Origin of the sequence: Petrotoga olearia DSM 13574 (genome assembly GCF_002895525.1) — a bacterium.
Lineage (GTDB): Bacteria > Thermotogota > Thermotogae > Petrotogales > Petrotogaceae > Petrotoga > Petrotoga olearia.
In genome coordinates this window covers 34,617-51,621 of record NZ_AZRL01000022.1, presented here as the reverse complement: position 1 = coordinate 51,621, position 17,005 = coordinate 34,617, and the positions used below count along the sequence as shown (strand labels likewise).

14 protein-coding genes are annotated in these 17,005 nt (G+C 34.9%); 9 read left to right on the top strand and 5 right to left on the bottom strand.

What is annotated here, in order from left to right; genetic code table 11:
- Positions 1–13 precede the first annotated feature (13 nt).
- Positions 14–811, top strand: a complete 798-nt coding sequence (locus X929_RS08185) for a family 1 encapsulin nanocompartment shell protein (protein ID WP_169925015.1) — start codon at positions 14–16, stop codon at positions 809–811.
- A 95-nt stretch (positions 812–906) separates the two neighbouring features.
- On the opposite strand, the gene dnaA is transcribed toward X929_RS08185, so the two are convergent.
- Positions 907–2,271, bottom strand: coding sequence for a chromosomal replication initiator protein DnaA (gene dnaA / locus X929_RS08180; protein WP_103067538.1), 1,365 nt, complete (start codon positions 2,269–2,271; stop codon positions 907–909).
- Between the two features lie 615 nt (positions 2,272–2,886).
- Here dnaA and X929_RS08175 point away from each other — a divergent pair.
- The 5 genes from X929_RS08175 (at position 2,887) to X929_RS08155 (ending at position 8,400) form a co-directional block, all read left to right on the top strand.
- Positions 2,887–4,392 carry an ABC transporter substrate-binding protein gene (locus X929_RS08175; protein WP_103067537.1) on the top strand — a complete coding sequence of 502 codons (1,506 nt, stop codon included), beginning with the start codon at positions 2,887–2,889 and terminating at the stop codon, positions 4,390–4,392.
- A gap of 110 nt (positions 4,393–4,502) precedes the next feature.
- On the top strand, positions 4,503–5,510 hold the full coding sequence (locus X929_RS08170; protein ID WP_103067536.1) for an ABC transporter permease: 1,008 nt from the start codon (positions 4,503–4,505) through the stop codon (positions 5,508–5,510).
- Between the two features lie 43 nt (positions 5,511–5,553).
- The gene (locus tag X929_RS08165) at positions 5,554–6,399 is read left to right on the top strand and encodes an ABC transporter permease subunit (protein WP_103067780.1); all 846 of its coding nucleotides are present in this window, start codon (positions 5,554–5,556) and stop codon (positions 6,397–6,399) included.
- A gap of 5 nt (positions 6,400–6,404) precedes the next feature.
- Complete coding sequence (locus tag X929_RS08160) at positions 6,405–7,394, top strand: ABC transporter ATP-binding protein (protein WP_103067535.1); 990 nt, start codon at positions 6,405–6,407, stop codon at positions 7,392–7,394.
- On the top strand, positions 7,387–8,400 hold the full coding sequence (locus X929_RS08155) for an ABC transporter ATP-binding protein (RefSeq protein ID WP_103067534.1): 1,014 nt from the start codon (positions 7,387–7,389) through the stop codon (positions 8,398–8,400). The genes X929_RS08160 and X929_RS08155 overlap by 8 nt, the downstream gene beginning before the upstream one ends.
- A 3-nt stretch (positions 8,401–8,403) precedes the next feature.
- On the opposite strand, the gene murJ is transcribed toward X929_RS08155, so the two are convergent.
- From murJ to X929_RS08135, 4 genes are read right to left on the bottom strand one after another with little or no spacing between them, the layout of a single operon-like run.
- A complete protein-coding gene (gene murJ, locus X929_RS08150) occupies positions 8,404–9,888 on the bottom strand; it encodes a murein biosynthesis integral membrane protein MurJ (RefSeq protein ID WP_103067533.1) in 1,485 nt (494 codons plus the stop codon).
- Between the two features lie 20 nt (positions 9,889–9,908).
- The gene (upp, locus tag X929_RS08145; protein ID WP_103067779.1) at positions 9,909–10,538 is read right to left on the bottom strand and encodes a uracil phosphoribosyltransferase; all 630 of its coding nucleotides are present in this window, start codon (positions 10,536–10,538) and stop codon (positions 9,909–9,911) included.
- Between the two features lie 28 nt (positions 10,539–10,566).
- Positions 10,567–11,502: a 1-phosphofructokinase family hexose kinase gene (locus X929_RS08140; protein WP_103067532.1), complete on the bottom strand. Its 936-nt coding sequence runs from the start codon at positions 11,500–11,502 to the stop codon at positions 10,567–10,569.
- Positions 11,503–11,520: 18 nt separating this feature from the next.
- Entirely contained in the window at positions 11,521–12,417 is an 897-nt protein-coding gene (locus tag X929_RS08135; protein WP_103067531.1) for an aldo/keto reductase, read from the bottom strand.
- A 390-nt stretch (positions 12,418–12,807) separates the two neighbouring features.
- Here X929_RS08135 and X929_RS08130 point away from each other — a divergent pair, with 390 nt between their 5' ends.
- From X929_RS08130 to X929_RS08120, 3 genes are all read left to right on the top strand, one after another.
- The gene (locus X929_RS08130; protein WP_103067530.1) at positions 12,808–13,641 is read left to right on the top strand and encodes an HAD-IIA family hydrolase; all 834 of its coding nucleotides are present in this window, start codon (positions 12,808–12,810) and stop codon (positions 13,639–13,641) included.
- Between the two features lie 267 nt (positions 13,642–13,908).
- Entirely contained in the window at positions 13,909–14,430 is a 522-nt protein-coding gene (locus X929_RS08125) for a methionine synthase (protein ID WP_103067529.1), read from the top strand.
- Complete coding sequence (locus X929_RS08120; RefSeq protein WP_103067528.1) at positions 14,423–16,747, top strand: homocysteine S-methyltransferase family protein; 2,325 nt, start codon at positions 14,423–14,425, stop codon at positions 16,745–16,747. The genes X929_RS08125 and X929_RS08120 overlap by 8 nt, the downstream gene beginning before the upstream one ends.
- The last annotated feature ends 258 nt before the right edge of the window (positions 16,748–17,005 follow it).

Below are 17,005 nucleotides of genomic sequence, written 5' to 3'. Positions count from 1 at the left end.
GGAGGGAGATAAAATGGATTTTCTTAAAAGAAATTTAGCTCCAATAACACAAAAAGCCTGGGAAGAACTAGATAACCGGTCTAAAGAAATTTTTAAGAACCAATTAAAAATGAGAACAATTGTTGATGTAGAAGGCCCATATGGATGGGATTATTCTTCATACAATTTAGGAAAAAACGAACTAGTTGAAAATCCAAGAGATGGATTGGGATGGGGAATTAGACAGGTTTTACCTCTAGTAGAGATTAGAAACCCATTTGTTTTGAAACAATGGGAGCTTGATAATGTCGAAAGGGGTTTAGAAGACCCGGATTTGGAAGGGTTAGAAACCGCTGCAAAACAATTAGCTTCTTTTGAAAATAATATAATTCTAAAAGGTATAGAAAAAGCAAATATAACCGGTTTGCAAACGCTTGCCAAACAGAATTCTGTGGAAAGTTCCAAAAACAACGTACAAGATTTTGTTAAATCCTTATTTGAAGCAAAAAAGAGATTCATGGAACAAGGGATTGAAGGACCGTATACACTAGTTATTAACAAGGAAATATGGCAAGATTTATTTGCGATGAATCTTTCCTATCCTCTGGATTTAGTTATAAAAGAAATTATAGACGCCAAAGTGGAACCTTTAAATGGTGTGGATGAAGGTTTTATAATTTCTAACCGTGGAGGAGACTTTAAATTAATTTTAGGACAAGATATTTCTTTAGGGTATGATTACAAGTTTGAAGAACAACTCAAATTTTTCTTCACTGAAAGTTTGACTTTCCACGTAATAACTCCTGAAGCTATAGTTGGGTTAGAATTGTAAGTTACTTTTAAAATAATTTAGTTAACCAACTTGATTATTAAAAAAATCGGCCTCAACTTGTTTTCAGTTAAATCATATTTTGAGGCCGATTTCTTCTATATTGTAATAACTCCCTTTTCATCTTCTAATTTGCTTTTGATATTATTTATTTTATTTTTTATCATTTCATTCCCCATCAACAAAGAATGTTCTATTTTTTTTATGGAATGAATAATAGTAGAATGATTTTTATCTAATTTTTCAGAGATATCTTTGGTTTTCAAATTCATAGTAGTCTTAAAAATATAAGCTAAAACTTGACGAGCTAAAGCTATTTCTTTTTTTCTCGATGACGAGAATATATCCTTACGATTTATATTAAATTCAGCAGCGACCAAATCTATAACGTTATCTATTTTAACTGTTTCAAGAACTTCTGGTGATTGGAACCTAACTTTGTTTGCGTTCATTCTGATCATTGAATTGACTATCGTTTTTGCAGATTCGATATTTACTGGCGCACCCGAAATTTGGCTTTGTAAGAGAAGGTTCATTATTGCTCCCCGAAGTTTTCTTAAGTTTTTATCTACATGTTCGGCTAAATAATAAGCAACGTCGTCTGTTAGTTGGAGTGAAATCATTTGTGCCATTTTCTTTGCTATCAAATACTTTGTGGTTTTATCGGGTGCTTGTATGTCAGTTATCAAACCCATTTCAAATCTACTAATCAATCTAGGATGAAAGGTGGCCAGTTCATCAGGTGTTCTGTCGGAACAGATTACTATCTGTTTTCTTGAGTTAAAAAGAGAATTAAAGGTATGGAAAAGTTCGCTTTGTACGGTATTTTTTCCGATTAAAAATTGAACATCATCTATCAATAAAAAATCAACATTTTTTCTAAAGCGTTCTCGAAAATTTTCCATATCACTTGCTCTTATCCCGTCCATCATTTGATTCATAAAATCTTCAGCAGTTACATACTGCACCTTCAAATCAGGGGCGTTTTCCATCAAAAAATTCCCTATTGCATGCAAAAGATGAGTTTTACCTAATCCCACATCTCCATATATGAATAAAGGATTATATTTTCCAGGATTTTTGCAAACTTCCAGGGCTGAATAATAAGCTATTCTATTGGAATTTCCAGTAACAAAGCTATCAAAAGTGAACTCAGGATTAAACTCTGATAGTTTCAAAGGCCGGTTTTTTATTATTGGACCATTTACTGCATTTTTCTGTTCTTTACTAATGGGTATTTCCTTGAAAACTACCTCTAAAGGCTTTCCAGTAATATTATTTATAGTTTCTTTTATTATTGAACCGAATCTTTTTTCGACAGCCTCTTTAATAAATAAATTTCCCAATCCAAGGACGACTTTCTTATCGTCTAATTCTAAAATTTGAGCCGTCGTAAGCCAATTATTCCAGGTATCTCTAGACATGTTGGAGCGTAGTTTTTCTATTAGTTCATGCTTTTCCATTATTTTCACCCCTTGGAATAAAACCCACTATATACTTTATCATAAGGGGGCAACTTAATCAAGAAAATTTTTGATTAAAAATCTGATTAAACGCTATTTATGCTTGATATAGAACTTATCTTTTTTAGATCCCTCATTTTAAAGTGATTTAAGAACCAAATTGAGGAATTAAAATTGTTAAATCTTTGTTGTAAAAAATAGAAATGTATAATATACAAACGTATTAATTTTAGAGTAATAAGAAATGTTAATATATATTATGTTAATTTAAGAAAACTTTATTTAAAAAACACATCTCTTGAGAACTTGAAAGCACACAACATTTAAATCCAATCATCCGATATCTTTTGGCTCTAATCTTCTAAGTACTGATTTTTTATTGTTACTTGACTCTTAAATATATTAATTGTATAATATAGACAATTAATTTGATTTAAATTAAATTACCAAATAAGACTTTATCTTTGAAAATTTTGTCAATATAAGAACATCTATGAAATTTTTTTCAATTTTCTGTAAAATCTAATGTGGTTTTAATTAAGTATTCGTTATAAAGTATTTTATTAGTACGAAGATGTAAGTTTTACATCAGCACATTTAGCGAGGAGGGATTTTATGAAAAGGTATATGGTAAGTTTATTTGTTGTGTTGGTTTTATTTGTAGGTGTTTGGGCACAATCTACCATTGTTGTTGGGACAACAGACAAGATTAGAACTTTAGATCCAGCTTTGTGTTATGATTACTTTTCTAGCAACATTTTACAAAATGTTTTAGCTGGACCAGTAGATTACAAGGTTAATTCTACGGAAATTGTACCAAATTTATTCGAAAATTGGGAAGTATCTGAAGATGGATTAGAGTATATTTTCCACGTTCGAAAAGGTGTTGTTTTCGAAGATGGTACCCCTATAGATGCATCCGTTTTTAAATTCTCTTTCGATAGGGTGATAAAACTTGGAGGAGATCCTGCGTTCTTACTCTCAGATATAGTTGAAACAACTGAAGTAGTTGATGATTATACCTTCAAAGTAACTCTTCAGTATCCGTTTTCAGCTTTTGTTTCAGTATTAGGTTATACCGTTGGATGGCCAGTTAATCCAAAGGTATTCCCCGCAGATCGTTTTTATGATGGAGCACCATCTGCTTCTGGCCCATACAAAGTTACTGAATGGATAAGAGACGTCAGAATTACATTACAAGCAAATGAGAAATATTTTGGGGAAAAACCAAAAACAGATAGGATCATCATTTTATTCTATGAAAACGCCGCAACATTAAGATTGGCTTTGGAAACCGGTGAAATAGACATTGCATTCAGACATTTAGATCCAAGGGATATACAAGATTTAAAAAATTCTCGAAATATCCAAGTTATTCAAGGAGAAAGTCCACAAATCAGAATGTTAGTATTCAATGCACAAAAAGAACCTTTCGACGATCCATTAGTAAGACAAGCGATCTCCTTGGCTATTGAAAGAGATGTAATCGTTGAAGATGTATTTTTGAATATGGCATCACCACTATACTCACTTGTACCAATGGGAATGTGGAGTCACGAAGATGTCTTCCAAGAAGGGACTCTTGAGGCTGCAAAACAACTTTTGTATCAAGCCGGTTACGACGAAAAAAACAAACTAGTTGTTGATCTTTGGTACAGTCCTACTCATTATGGAACAACAGAAGCAGATGTAGCCCAAGTTTTAATGGAATCCTTGGAAAAAACAGGAATTATCGGTATCAACTTAGAATACGCAGAATGGGCAACCTACGTTGATTATTTCTTAAACGGAACCATGGGTATGTTCTTATTAGGTTGGTATCCTGATTACATAGATCCTGATGATTACCTCTGGCCGTTCTTAAGTGAAAGTGGTGCTAGGTCGATGGGCAGTTTTTATGTCAACCCAGTAACTGAAAGTGTCATGAGAGCGGCAAGAGTAGCGACTGAGCAGGACGTTAGAACTCAGTTGTACAAATTGGTACAACAAGATCTTGCTTTCAACGCTCCTTACGTTACACTTTGGCAAGGTGTAGAAACGGTAGCTGCCCAAAATAACATCAAAGGGATTTTATTAGAACCTTCCCAGATTTTTCGATATTATTTACTCTACAAGGAATAATTTTTCTTTAAATATCTTTTGAATGTTTGTAACTAAGACAATTGCCCCGATTTATTTAATAATCGGGGCAATTTTAAGAAAACCAACCTCAGAAAAGAAGGGTGATCTAAGTGTCTCTGAGAAATTATATTATTGTGAGGATATTGTTGGCTATTCCCATGCTTTTTGTTCTCTTAGTGGTTATATTTTTCGTTATTAGGATAATTCCCGGAGATCCTGTTGCAGCAATGCTAGGTGGGAGAGCCTCTCAAGAGGTTATTGAAGCCAGAAGAGCAGAATTGGGACTTAACGATCCCATATTGGTTCAATTTTTTAAATATGTAGGGGGACTATTCAAAGGTGACTTGGGAACTTCAACAATGACGGGAAGGCCCGTACTTGATGAGATATTAGAAAGATTTCCCGCAACACTTGAATTAACGATTTTTGCATTCATTGTAGCTGTGGTTATAGGGATCTTTTGGGGTTCGAAAGCAGCGCAAAAAAGAGACAAACCCGTAGATATAATTGCCAGAGGGTTTTCGATGCTCATGTACGCTGTACCTGTATTTTGGTTTGGTCTGATGATGCAATTCATTTTTGGAATGCAGTTAAAATGGTTACCAATTGCTGGAAGGATCGGCGCGACAGTCCAATTTGAACAAATTACAGGTTTGTTTTTATTGGATTCTCTCTTCAGGTGGAATTGGACAGCTTTTTGGGATGTCTTAAAACATTTGTTGCTGCCCGGTATTACCCTTGGGCTGGTTATCTCAAGTATTTTTTTAAGAATGGTTAGAAATAATACAATTTTAACGTTAACCTCTGATTATGTAAAATCTGCTAAAGCAAGGGGGATACCTGAAGGTAGAATACTGTACCGACATGCTTTAAGAAATGCTTTGGTTCCTATTTTAACGGTAATGGGATTACAGCTTGCACTATTGATGGCTGGTGCTGTTTTAACTGAAACCACTTTTTCTTGGCCTGGAATCGGAAGTTATCTCATTATGAAAATCAGATACAGAGATTTTCCCGCTATTCAAGGAACTATAGTCTTTTTTGCCATTTTTGTAATAATAATTAACATTATAGTAGAAATTATCAACGCTTTAATAGACCCAAGGGTAAGGTACTGAGGAGGGTATAAAATTGGAAGAACGTAAATTCGTTTCATCGAAGATTGGAAAGAGCTTCTCCAGATTCTTTAGAGGTTCAAATGCTTGGCTTACCTTCATAGGTATGGTTATTTTGATTTTTTACATTTTTTTGGCTTTTTTTTCTCCTCAAATAGCTCCTTACGACCCTACAGAAAGAGTTGGAAGATCTTTAACCCCTCCGAGTAGTGAATTCTGGTTTGGAACAGACAACCTTGGTAGGGACGTATTTAGTAGGGTTGTTTATGGAGCCAGAATTGCCTTAACAATTGCTTTTGTTTCCGTAGCAATAGCCTCGGCTGTTGGTATACCGTTAGGTTTATTATCGGGATTCGTAGGAGGAATATTCGACAGAATAATGACCATTATTATGGATGCTATATATTCCTTTCCGGGTTTAATTCTAGCCATAGCGATAGCTGCATTTTTAGGACCTGGTATCATGAATATCGCTATTTCTATAGCAGTTGTTTACATACCTACATACTTCAGAGTCATTAGAAATCAAGTATCTTCAGTAAAGAACGAACTTTATGTTGATGGAGCCAGGGCTATAGGGGCTTCTAACTTATCTATTTTGGGAAGATATATACTTCCAAATGTACTACCATCAGTTGTGGTTGTGCTTTCAATGAACCTGGCAGACGCCATAATGACAGAAGCTGGATTGAGCTTTTTGGGATTAGGAATAGCTCCCCCAACTCCCGATTGGGGTTTTGATTTGAGCAACGGTCAAAGATTTATTTTAAGTGGTGCTTGGTGGGCTTTGACCTTTCCAGGTGTTGCCATAATGACTGTTACACTAGGATTTTCCATGTTCAGTGAGGGTTTGAATGAAATGCTAAATCCGACAATTAGAGAAAGAAGGTAGTAAGCGTGCTTGAAGTAAAAAATCTGAAAGTTTATTATAGAAGTGAAGATGGCATTATAAAAGCAGTTGACGATGTTAGTTTTAATGTAAAAGACGGAGAAACATTGGGGTTAGTGGGAGAATCAGGCTGTGGAAAATCTACGTTGGGACAAGCTATAATGAAAATATTACCGTTAAATGCACAATTGTATGGAGAAATTATATTAAATGGTCAAAATATAACTAAAATGAACGAAAAACAAATGCGAGAAATCCGAGGTAGAGATATTACCATGATCTTTCAAGACCCAATGACTTCCTTGAACCCAATTATGAAAGTAAAAGATCTTTTTGTTGAAATTGTGAGATCTCATTTTCCCGATATATCTAAAGAAAAAGCCATAGAAATGGGGGGTAGTGTCTTAAAAGATGTGGGAATAGACCCTAGCAGAATGAATCAGTACACATTTCAATTCAGTGGCGGAATGAGACAAAGGGTAATGATCGCCTTAGGATTGGTTTTAAAACCGTCTTTTGTTATTTCCGATGAGCCAACAACTTCATTGGATGTAATAGTTCAAGCTCAGATTATAGAGTTGATGAATAAATTAAGGGACGAATATCAAATGTCCATGTTGCTTATAACACATGATTTAGGTGTAGTTGCCCAACTTGCAGATAAGATTGGAGTCATGTATGCCGGTCATTTGGTGGAAATATCTTCAAAGGAAAATATTTATTACAATCCCAAGCACCCTTATACAAAAGCACTTTTAGATTCAATTCCAAATACAGATATCAACGACAAAGATTTAAAATACATCCCCGGAAGTCCTCCAGATTTAGGTAAACCTCCGAAAGGATGTCGATTCGCACCACGGTGTGAATACGCAATGGACATCTGTCACGAACAAGAGCCTAAAAGTTTTTTAATTGAAGGGTCAGAAGTTAAATGCTGGCTGTATGAAAATTCTCAATATTTAAATCACGTAAATGTAGGTGGTATTAATGACTGAAAATACAATTTTAAAAGTTGAAGGATTAAAAAAATATTTCCCTTTAAAAAGAACAGTGGGTGAAGTTTTGACTAGGACCCCTCCTCAATATGTAAAGGCAGTAGATGAGGTCAATTTTGAAGTAAAAAAAGGTGAAACTCTTGGTTTAGTTGGTGAATCAGGAAGTGGGAAAACCACAACAGGTAGGTTAATTACAAGATTAGAAGATCCTACTGAAGGGAAAATTTTATTCAAAGAAAAAGACATCAGTACCTTAACGAAAAAGGAATTAAAACACATAAGAAAAGAGATTCAAATAATCTTTCAAGATCCACTTGCAGCCTTGAATCCTCATATGAGGATCGGTGAAGCTGTGATGCATCCTCTACAAATACACAATATCGGGAAGAACCGTTATGAAAGGCAGAAGCTTGTTATGGAAATGTTGGAAAGGGTACAGTTATCCCCTGCGAATGAGTATTATTATAGATATCCTCGTGATTTATCCGGTGGCCAAAGACAGAGGGTTGTAATAGCAAGGGCTTTAATCTTAAAACCTATCTTTGTTGTGGCAGATGAAGCGGTTGCGATGCTAGATGTTTCTGTTAGATCCCAACTGTTGCAACTAATGATCAACTTAAAAAACGATTTTGATTTGACTTATCTTTTCATCACACACGATTTAGCTACAACCAAATATATTTGTGACAGGATTGCAGTAATGTACTTGGGCAAAATTGTAGAAGTTGGAAATTTTGAGCAAATATATACAAAGCCAAAACATCCATACACTCAGGCTCTAATATCAGCGGTTCCTGAACCCGATCCAAAGAGTAAGAAAAAAAGAATAATACCTCAAGGAGAGGTTCCAAATGCGGTTAACATTCCGACAGGTTGCAGGTTTCATCCTAGATGTCCCTATGTAAAAGAAATTTGTAAAATTAAAGAACCCACTTTGAAAAATGTAGAAAATCAACAAGTTGCGTGTCATCTGTATGATTCAGAATACGAAAAGAGTATCGTTTAGCGTCTATTTTCTTTTAAAGAAAAGATTTATAGCCAATTTTAACTTTTTTGAACCAATAAGGTACGCTGATAAGAAATAAACGAGGACACTAAGAGCAATCAGAAAAACAACTAGCAGTCTAGAATCAAAAAATCCTTTACAAACCACAATAAATATAGACATTATGGTGCTTGCAATGAAAATTTTAGATATTTCTATCCAATCTTTTCGATTCAAACCTTTAAAAATGTTGAAACCTGTCATAAACATGCCAACAATACCGGAAATAGAGGTTGCTAATGCAATACCTACCACACCATATTTGAAAGCCAACAATACATCGAGAGTTGCGTTCACTAAAAGCATTACAGTTGCCACTAAAGAAGGGTACTTTGTATTTAATTTAGCGTGGTAAGTTCTAATAAAGATAGTATGTAAAGAATAAAAAGGAAGCCCCAGAGAATAATATAACAAGGTTTTTGCTGTTATCAACGTATCTTCAAAGGTAAAACTACCATGTTGATATATCAAAGCGACGATCTCTTTGTTCAAAAATATTAAACCAAACATCGAAGGAATTGCCAAGAATAAAGTTAGTTCTATACTATCTTTTAAATTTTTCTTGTATTCTATTTCATCTTTTATACTTGAAGAATATGATAATTTGGGTAAAAGGGCGTTTGCAACACTGATAGCGAATATGCTCAATGGAAGCTGATAAATTCTTAGGGCGTATTGAATGGTCGAAACACCACCCGTACCGGTCCATGTTGCGATATTGGTATCAACTAATGTATTCAAGGAAGCCACAGCCACTCCTAATAAGGCAGGACCAAACAAATTCATGATACTTTTCAAATCTTTAAAATTAAAGTCAAGTGTCAATCGGAAATGGTTTCTTCTCAAGATATAATAAACAAACACAAACTGTAAAACTCCTCCCACTGTGAATCCTATTGTGGGACCTAATATTCTTGGGAAAAAGTAAGAAGATAAAAGGATAAAAACTATGCTGCAAATGTTAGATAAAGCAGGAGCGAATGCAGGTCCAAAATAAATATCGTTACTATTTAAAACACCTGTAGCTACTGCCCACAAGGAGATAAAAATTATAAAAGGATATGTAATTTTCAACAAATAAGAGGTTAATTCCATTGTTGATTCAGATAAACCGGTTCCCAAGACTAAAACTATTTGGTCCGAAAAAAGATACACAGGTATATATAATAAAACAGTCGTTATTAATACAAACCATATTGTGGTGCTGAGAAACACCTGAGAATCTTTTCCTTGTTTTCTTGTAAATAAAGGAATAAAAGCTGAGGAGAGAGCTCCATCAGCGAAGATTTTCCGAAGAAAAAAAGGAAGAATAATTGCTATTAAATATGCATCGTACTCAGCACTAATTCCGAAATAATGAGCAAAGGTAGCATCCCGTAAAAGGCCTAATAATCTACTTATAAGAGTTGCCAACGAGAAAAGAAATGTATGCTGCAACAATTTCGACATCCAAATGCCCCCGATATTCTTTATTTGGTCCTGTACAATCTGTCCCCTGCATCTCCCAAGCCGGGAACAATATACGCTTTTGAATTGAGTTTACTATCCAAAGCGGCGGTGTAAATAATCACATCTGGGTTTTCACTTACAACTACGTTAACCCCTTCAGGAGCGGCTATCAAGGACATAATAGTAATATTCTGTCCTCCTTGTTTTTTCACTTGCTTTATAGCATGATTCATAGAATGCCCTGTAGCAAGCATAGGATCAAGAATAAAGATTTGATGGTCTTCTGTCAAAGGTGGAAACTTCACATAATACTCTATTGCCTTGAGAGTATCGGGGTCTCTATATACACCTAGAAAACCAACACTTGCATTTGGAACCAATGAAAGAACACCATCCAACATGCCTAAACCTGCTCGCAATATAGGAACTATTGTAACTTTTTTATCTTCAACCATCTCACCTTTCGTCATAGCGATAGGCGTTTCAACTTCAACCTCCATCGTTGGAAGATTTCTAGCTGCTTCATAAGTAAGAAGAAGAGTTATCTCATTTAAAAGTTCCCTGAATTCTTTAGGCCCTGTTTCTTTATTTCTCATTATAGAAAGTTTATGCTTTATCAAAGGATGATCAACGATGTGAAGATTATCCATGTGGGAAATTGCACCTCCCGAGTTATTGTTAGAATATCTTCTCGATTTTGACTTCATCTAAAAGCCTCAAAACGTCATTTTTTCGACAAAGTTCTGTTCCAGGAGTCATGACTGAGGCGTTACCTGAGGCATTCGCCCATTTAAAGGCTTCTTCTTCGTTTGCGACTTCTTCGCGTTTTAAAACGTAAGCTGCAAGAAAGGAATCTCCTGATCCAACCGCACTTTGAACAGGGACATCTATGGAAGGAGCGTATAGGCAACTCTCCTTGGAGATAAACATAGCGCCCTCTGATCCTAGAGTAAGTAATATTTCTTTTATTCCGTACCTATCAATTAGATCCAAACCATATTTAGCAAGTTGGACTTTGTCAATTCCATTTATTTTTTTACCAAGAACTCTTTGAAACTCGTATAAATTAGGTTTGATACAATCAGGATGTGATTCAACGCCGACTTTTAAATTTTCACCGTCGGAATCAAAATATATTCTAGCGTTTTTTCCTTTAAGGTAAGAAATTATTTCTGCATAAAAATTTGGGGTTACCCCTCGTGGCAAACTTCCTGAAATAACAACGGTATCATTTTCTCTAATTAAAAGTTTGAGAGTCTCATACAACTGGTTCAAATCAGTTTTTGGAATTTTTGGACCTTGAACACTCAGCCGATATTGAGAATTTTGTTCCTGTAAAATGATGTTCATTCTAGTTTCTTTTGTAATTCTAACAGCGGTATATATTACACCTTCTCTATCCAGCATTTCCTCAATCTTTCTTCCATTTTCACCACCAAGAAAAGAAATAGCCACGGATTTACCGTCCAATTCTTTGATTGCCCTGGAAACATCGATTCCTTTTCCGGCCGGATAATCTTTTATCTTTTTAACACGAGTAGTATCTTCTACTTTTAATTTATCTACATAAAGGTATCTATCTAAACACGGATTAAGCGTTATTGTAAATATCATATGAAAGCATCATCTCCTTTACGGTACATCATGGCCAAGGGCAGCTTCATAGATTTTAAACCACTGCTCTCTCGTCATTTTTATGTTCAAAGCAGCAACAGCATTCTTAAGCCTTTCTAATTTACCGCTTCCTGAAATAGGGATTACTCCGACAGGGTGGTTTAAAAGCCAAGCGTAGACAACAGTATCGATGGAATCAATACCGAGTTCTTTGGCGACTTCTTTCAACGTTGTCAATATTCTTACCGACTTGTCGTTTGAGGCATCGAATAACTTCCCGCCAGCCAGAGGAGACCAAGCCATTGGATTAATGTTTTTTCCTAACAAAAAATAAATATTATCGTTTTCAAAATGTTCTAAGTTGGAAGGGGATATTTCTATTTGATTGGTTACCAAAGGAAGGCTAAATTTGGATTGCAAAGTTTTGAATTGATCAATGGTGAAATTAGAAACTCCGAAGAAACGAACTTTACCAGATTTGTGTAACTCTAGGAAGGCTTCTGCAATTTCTTCTGGGTTCATGAAGGGATCTGGGCGATGTATCAGGAGTAAATCGATATAGTCGGTATGAAGATTGCGAAGGGAATTATCTACAGATTTCAGTATATGGTCTTTGCTGGTATCGTAATAATGTATTCTTTTTGTTTCTTTGTTGGGAAGAACTATACCACACTTGGTTACAATCTGAATCTTATCTCTAATAGAAGGATTTAATTTTAAGGCTCCTCCAAATAAGCTTTCACAAGTATAATTTCCATAAATATCAGCATGATCAAAAGTAGTTACTCCTAAGTCTATCGCTTTCAAAATAAATTCTTCTGTTTCTTTTGTGGAAAGATTCCAGTCTCTAAGTCTCATCATTCCTTGTACTATTTTTGATAAGTACAAACCACTATTAGAAACGTTTATTTGCATTATTTTCACCTCACAATTTAAAAGAATTTTCACACTTTTTGCTCGATTTATTATAACATATTTTATTCTTAGCTGTCGTTTGAAATGAAAAAAATCAATAAACTGTTAATTTTTTGATATAATTAAATGTATAAACCGGCCTGCGGGACAAACTCCTCTCCTCTTTCCATAGATGGGTGCGGATGGTTTTGCTGGGTTGTGCAAAAAGATTTTTTAAAATAAACTTCGATTTTGAACTTGGGGTTCTTAAGGGGTTTGCCCCTTAACGCACGGGCGAATGGGCGCTAATAAAGGCTAAGCGCAGCTTATGTAAAAATCATTAAGCAATTAACTCTCAAAAAGTTCTGCTTTTAAAAAGGTTACAAGACACGCAATTAAATTTTAAAAAAGGTGGTTTTTACTCTGATAAACGATATAAAAACAATCGAAAAATTAAAACAAATAGAACTCTTCGTTTTAGATATAGACGGCACTTTTTATGTCAGCCAAAAGTTAGTTAACGGTGCATTAAAATTCTCTAACCTTTTGAAGAGACAAAATAAAAAGCTTGTCTTTTTAACCAACAATTCAAACAAATCAAAGAAAGAGTACCTACAAGAGTTTGACGCTTTAAACTATCCAATAAAAGAAAACGAAATCTACACCGCAGGCATAGCTGCTGCAGAATATATAAAAGATAAGTTTGGGACAAAAAGGATTTTTTTGGTGGCTACTCCTTCGATGATAAACGAGTATGAAAGGGTTGGCCATGAAATTGTTACGGATTCCCCTGATATGGTGGTAGTTACCTTCGATAAAAGCTTAACCTATGATAAGTTGGCAAAAGCCTCCATATTTGTATCTAAAGGAGCTTTCTTTTTTGTTACCAATCCAGATTTGAATTGCCCAACCGAAGAAGGACCAATCCCAGATACTGCTGCTATTGCAAGTGTAGTATCTAAAGCATGCAATAAAGAACCTGATATCGTCTTCGGGAAACCAGATCCCAAGATCTTAGAAATGATAATGAAAGATTATCAAGTTCCTCCAGAAAAAACTTGTATAGTTGGAGACAGGTTGTATACCGATATATTAATCGGAATAAACGCTGGTACATTATCTACATTGGTATTAACTGGGGAAGCAAAATTGGAAGACTTAAAAGATTCTGCAATAAAACCGGATCTTGTAGTTGACGATTTAGGACAACTTGCGGATCTCATCATAGATGGGGGACGTAGCTAAAGGCATAATCTTTTGTTCTTCCTTAAATGGGCGGAGAGCAAAGCAAGGGGCCGCAGGTCCTTTCCTTAGATGGGTGCGGATGGTTTTGCTGGGTTGTGCAAAAAGATTTTTTAAAATAAACTTCGATTTTGAACTTGGGGTTCTTAAGGGGTTTGCCCCTTAACGCACGGGCGAAGGGGCGCTATCATGTGACTTTCTAAAGACATTATTATAGAAATAATAGGGGGGGATTTTATTAAAATCTACATTCCAGAAACTTATGAAATAATGCCTCAGAAAAAAATATACCTACTCCGAGCTGGCTTCAATGGGTCTAAATTCCAAATCAGCGAAAAATTAAAAGAAGAAATAAATAAAATATATGAGCTTGGTTTAGAATTAGCACAACCAAAAGCCGTATGTGAAACATATAAAATAGGCTCACTTCCAAAAGAACTGATTCCTAAATCTTTCGATGGTGTTAACTCTATCACTTTTTTTGTATCCACCTTAGGATACGAAATAGACCATTATATATCAAACGCAAATACTCTCTCTTCCATGTTGATGGATGCTTGGGCCTCCGAAGCGATAGAGGCTTTCAACGAATCTATCGATAAAAGGCTGAGAAAAGATTTCGGTAAAGGTACCAGGAGGTTTTCTCCTGGATATTCGGATATAGATGTGAGAAAAAATTGGGATATAGTCAATAATTTACTCAAAACAGAGATAGTAGTTGTCAACAAAGATACTGGTATTATAACTCCAAGAAAAAGTACGGTATGTATGATAGGGTGGTACGATGAATAGAAAAGGTTTCGAACAATTATTAAGTAAAAAGATACTTATTTTAGACGGGGGATACGGCACTGAATTTATAAAAAGAGGATATAAAGATATTCCTGCTGAGCTTTTAAACATCAGATATCCTGAGGTAGTATATGATTTACAAAGTGAATACGTAAAATCGGGAGCAGACATCCTTTTAACCAATACGTTCAGTGCGAATCGAAAAAAACTCAAAGAATTAAATTATGAAGAAACGTTCGACAAAGTTAATGTCAAAGCTGTTGAAATTGCTAAACAAGCATCGAAAGGCAAGGCTTTAGTCTTTGGCGATCTATCCTCTCTAGGAGAGTATCCAAAGCCTATGGGAATGCTTGAAATGGACGAAGCTATAGACGAGTATTATCAGCAGGCAAAAGTGTTGTTTGAAAATGGTGTAGACGGTTTTATCGTTGAAACCATGACAGATATAAAAGAGTTAAAAGCAGCTGTGTATGGAATAAGAAAAGTCACAGAAGATTTACCTTTAATAGCTCATATGACGTTTGAAGAAAACGGTCGTTCTGTTACAGGAACTTCTGTGGAAATCTTCGCTAATGTTTTCAACGATTTGGATGTAGATGTATTAGGAATTAACTGTACTTTAGGTCCAGAGGATCTTTTAAAGGTTTTTGAACGTCTATCCCTCACGACTAACAAGTTCTTATCAGTTGAACCAAACGCTGGTAAACCCATTTTCGATGGAAAAGATTTGGAATACAAGATGAAGCCTGAAATATTTGGAATGTTCGTTGAAGACTATTTAGATTTAGGAGTAAATATTATTGGAGGCTGTTGTGGTACCTCTCCAGAACATATAAAAGTAATTAGAAATATGGTAAAAAGAAGGCCAAAAAAAATAATAAAAGAAATACCTATCATGTACTCTTCAAGAACAATATTAAACAAATTACATCCGTTTAGTGTTATCGGAGAGAGAATAAATCCTGCCGGGAACAAAAAACTTCAAAATGAAATCGAAGAATTCAACTTCGAAAATGTAATAAAAAGAGCTAACAGTCAAAAAAACGCCAAAGCACATGCGATAGACGTTAACTTGGGGATCGAAAAGATTTTGAATGAAGAGCATTTCAAGCAAGTTATCATAGAGCTAGACAAGCACTCTTCTCTTCCGATTTCTTTTGACATTCAAAATATAAGTTTTTTAGAAACAGCTTTAAAAGAGTACCCTGGAAGGCCGATAATCAATTCTTCCAAATTAAGTAAAAAAGATTTGGACAGAAAACTAGAGTTGATTAAAAAATATGGAGGATTACTAATAGTATTAGCGCTTGAGAAAGAGATCTTAGAATCTGCTGAAGAAAGGCTACAACTAGTGCTAAGAAAATGGCCGTACATAGAAAGTAAAGGAATAACTAAAGATAGAATTATAGTTGATCCATTGGTGTTGTCCCTTGCTGCCAATAATGATCCAAATATTACCCTGGAGACAGTAAAATTACTTTCACAAAATGGGTTCAATACCACTATGGGTCTTTCGAATCTTAGTTTCGGCTTACCAAACAGAAATTATATAAATGCAGCTTTTCTTTCAAGGGCAAAAAGTAAAGGCTTGACTTCAGCCATCTTAAATCCCGAAGATGAGTTCCTTATGAACACGTTGAATGGTAACCTATTGTTGGATAAAAATATTGTAATACCAAGTAAGGTTGAAAAACAAGATGAATTAACCGAGAAAATTTTACAAGGTGAAGAAGGTGAAGTAAAAGGAATCATTGAAAATCAGTTAAAAGAAAAAAGTCCATTGGAAGTTAGCCAAGATGTGCTTGGTAAAGCAATGGAAAAGATTGGAGACCTCTACGCACAAGGGAATATATATCTCCCAGAGTTGTTGTTAGCTGCTGAAACTGTCAAACCCATTTTTGATTACTTAAACAATTTGATTCCTGAATCTCAAAACGATAAAAAAGCTAAAGTCGTACTAGCCACGGTAGAAGGGGATATACACGATATTGGTAAAAATATAGTAGCAGCGGTATTAAGAAGCGCTAACTTCAGAATTATAGATCTTGGCAAAGATGTGGAAACTTCTTTAATAATCGATGCTGTGAAAAAAGAAAAGCCCAATATTTTAGGATTATCAGCTATGATGACAACTACCGTGGGAAAGATAGAAGAGGTGGTAAATGAACTAAAAAAATTAAGTATTAAGGTGAAAGTTATTGCCGGCGGTGCCTCGATGAACAGAAAACTTGCTGAAACCTTTGGCTGCGATGCCTACGCTAAAGATGCAAGCGAAGGGCTCAAGATATGTAAAAGCTGGGTCAATCTGAATTCATAATCGTGCATCTTTCGATTTTTATATATCAAAAATGTTAATAAAAAGAAAATGTTTTGTATCGTTAAAATATGATAAAATTTATCGATTTTCTTAAGATACTTGTAAATAAAAGGTTTCGAGCGAATATAACGAAATTTTTTTCAAATTTTGATAAATGGAGATTTCAGTGTATAATCGCAAATAAATACTTCTAATCATAAATATTTACCAATAATTAGAAATAATGAAACATTTTTCAATTTAAGCTAATTAATGAAA

Bases quoted from the DNA above. Each gene is read 5' to 3' on its own strand.
- upp (WP_103067779.1), bottom strand. From the start codon at position 10,538: ATGGATAATCTTCACATCGTTGATCATCCTTTGATAAAGCATAAACTT.
- X929_RS08175 (WP_103067537.1), top strand. From the start codon at position 2,887: ATGAAAAGGTATATGGTAAGTTTATTTGTTGTGTTGGTTTTATTTGTA.
- X929_RS08135 (WP_103067531.1), bottom strand. From the start codon at position 12,417: ATGCAAATAAACGTTTCTAATAGTGGTTTGTACTTATCAAAAATAGTA.
- X929_RS08125 (WP_103067529.1), top strand. From the start codon at position 13,909: ATGCCTCAGAAAAAAATATACCTACTCCGAGCTGGCTTCAATGGGTCT.
- X929_RS08140 (WP_103067532.1), bottom strand. From the start codon at position 11,502: ATGATATTTACAATAACGCTTAATCCGTGTTTAGATAGATACCTTTAT.
- X929_RS08120 (WP_103067528.1), top strand. From the start codon at position 14,423: ATGAATAGAAAAGGTTTCGAACAATTATTAAGTAAAAAGATACTTATT.
- murJ (WP_103067533.1), bottom strand. From the start codon at position 9,888: ATGTCGAAATTGTTGCAGCATACATTTCTTTTCTCGTTGGCAACTCTT.
- X929_RS08155 (WP_103067534.1), top strand. From the start codon at position 7,387: ATGACTGAAAATACAATTTTAAAAGTTGAAGGATTAAAAAAATATTTC.
- X929_RS08185 (WP_169925015.1), top strand. From the start codon at position 14: ATGGATTTTCTTAAAAGAAATTTAGCTCCAATAACACAAAAAGCCTGG.
- dnaA (WP_103067538.1), bottom strand. From the start codon at position 2,271: ATGGAAAAGCATGAACTAATAGAAAAACTACGCTCCAACATGTCTAGA.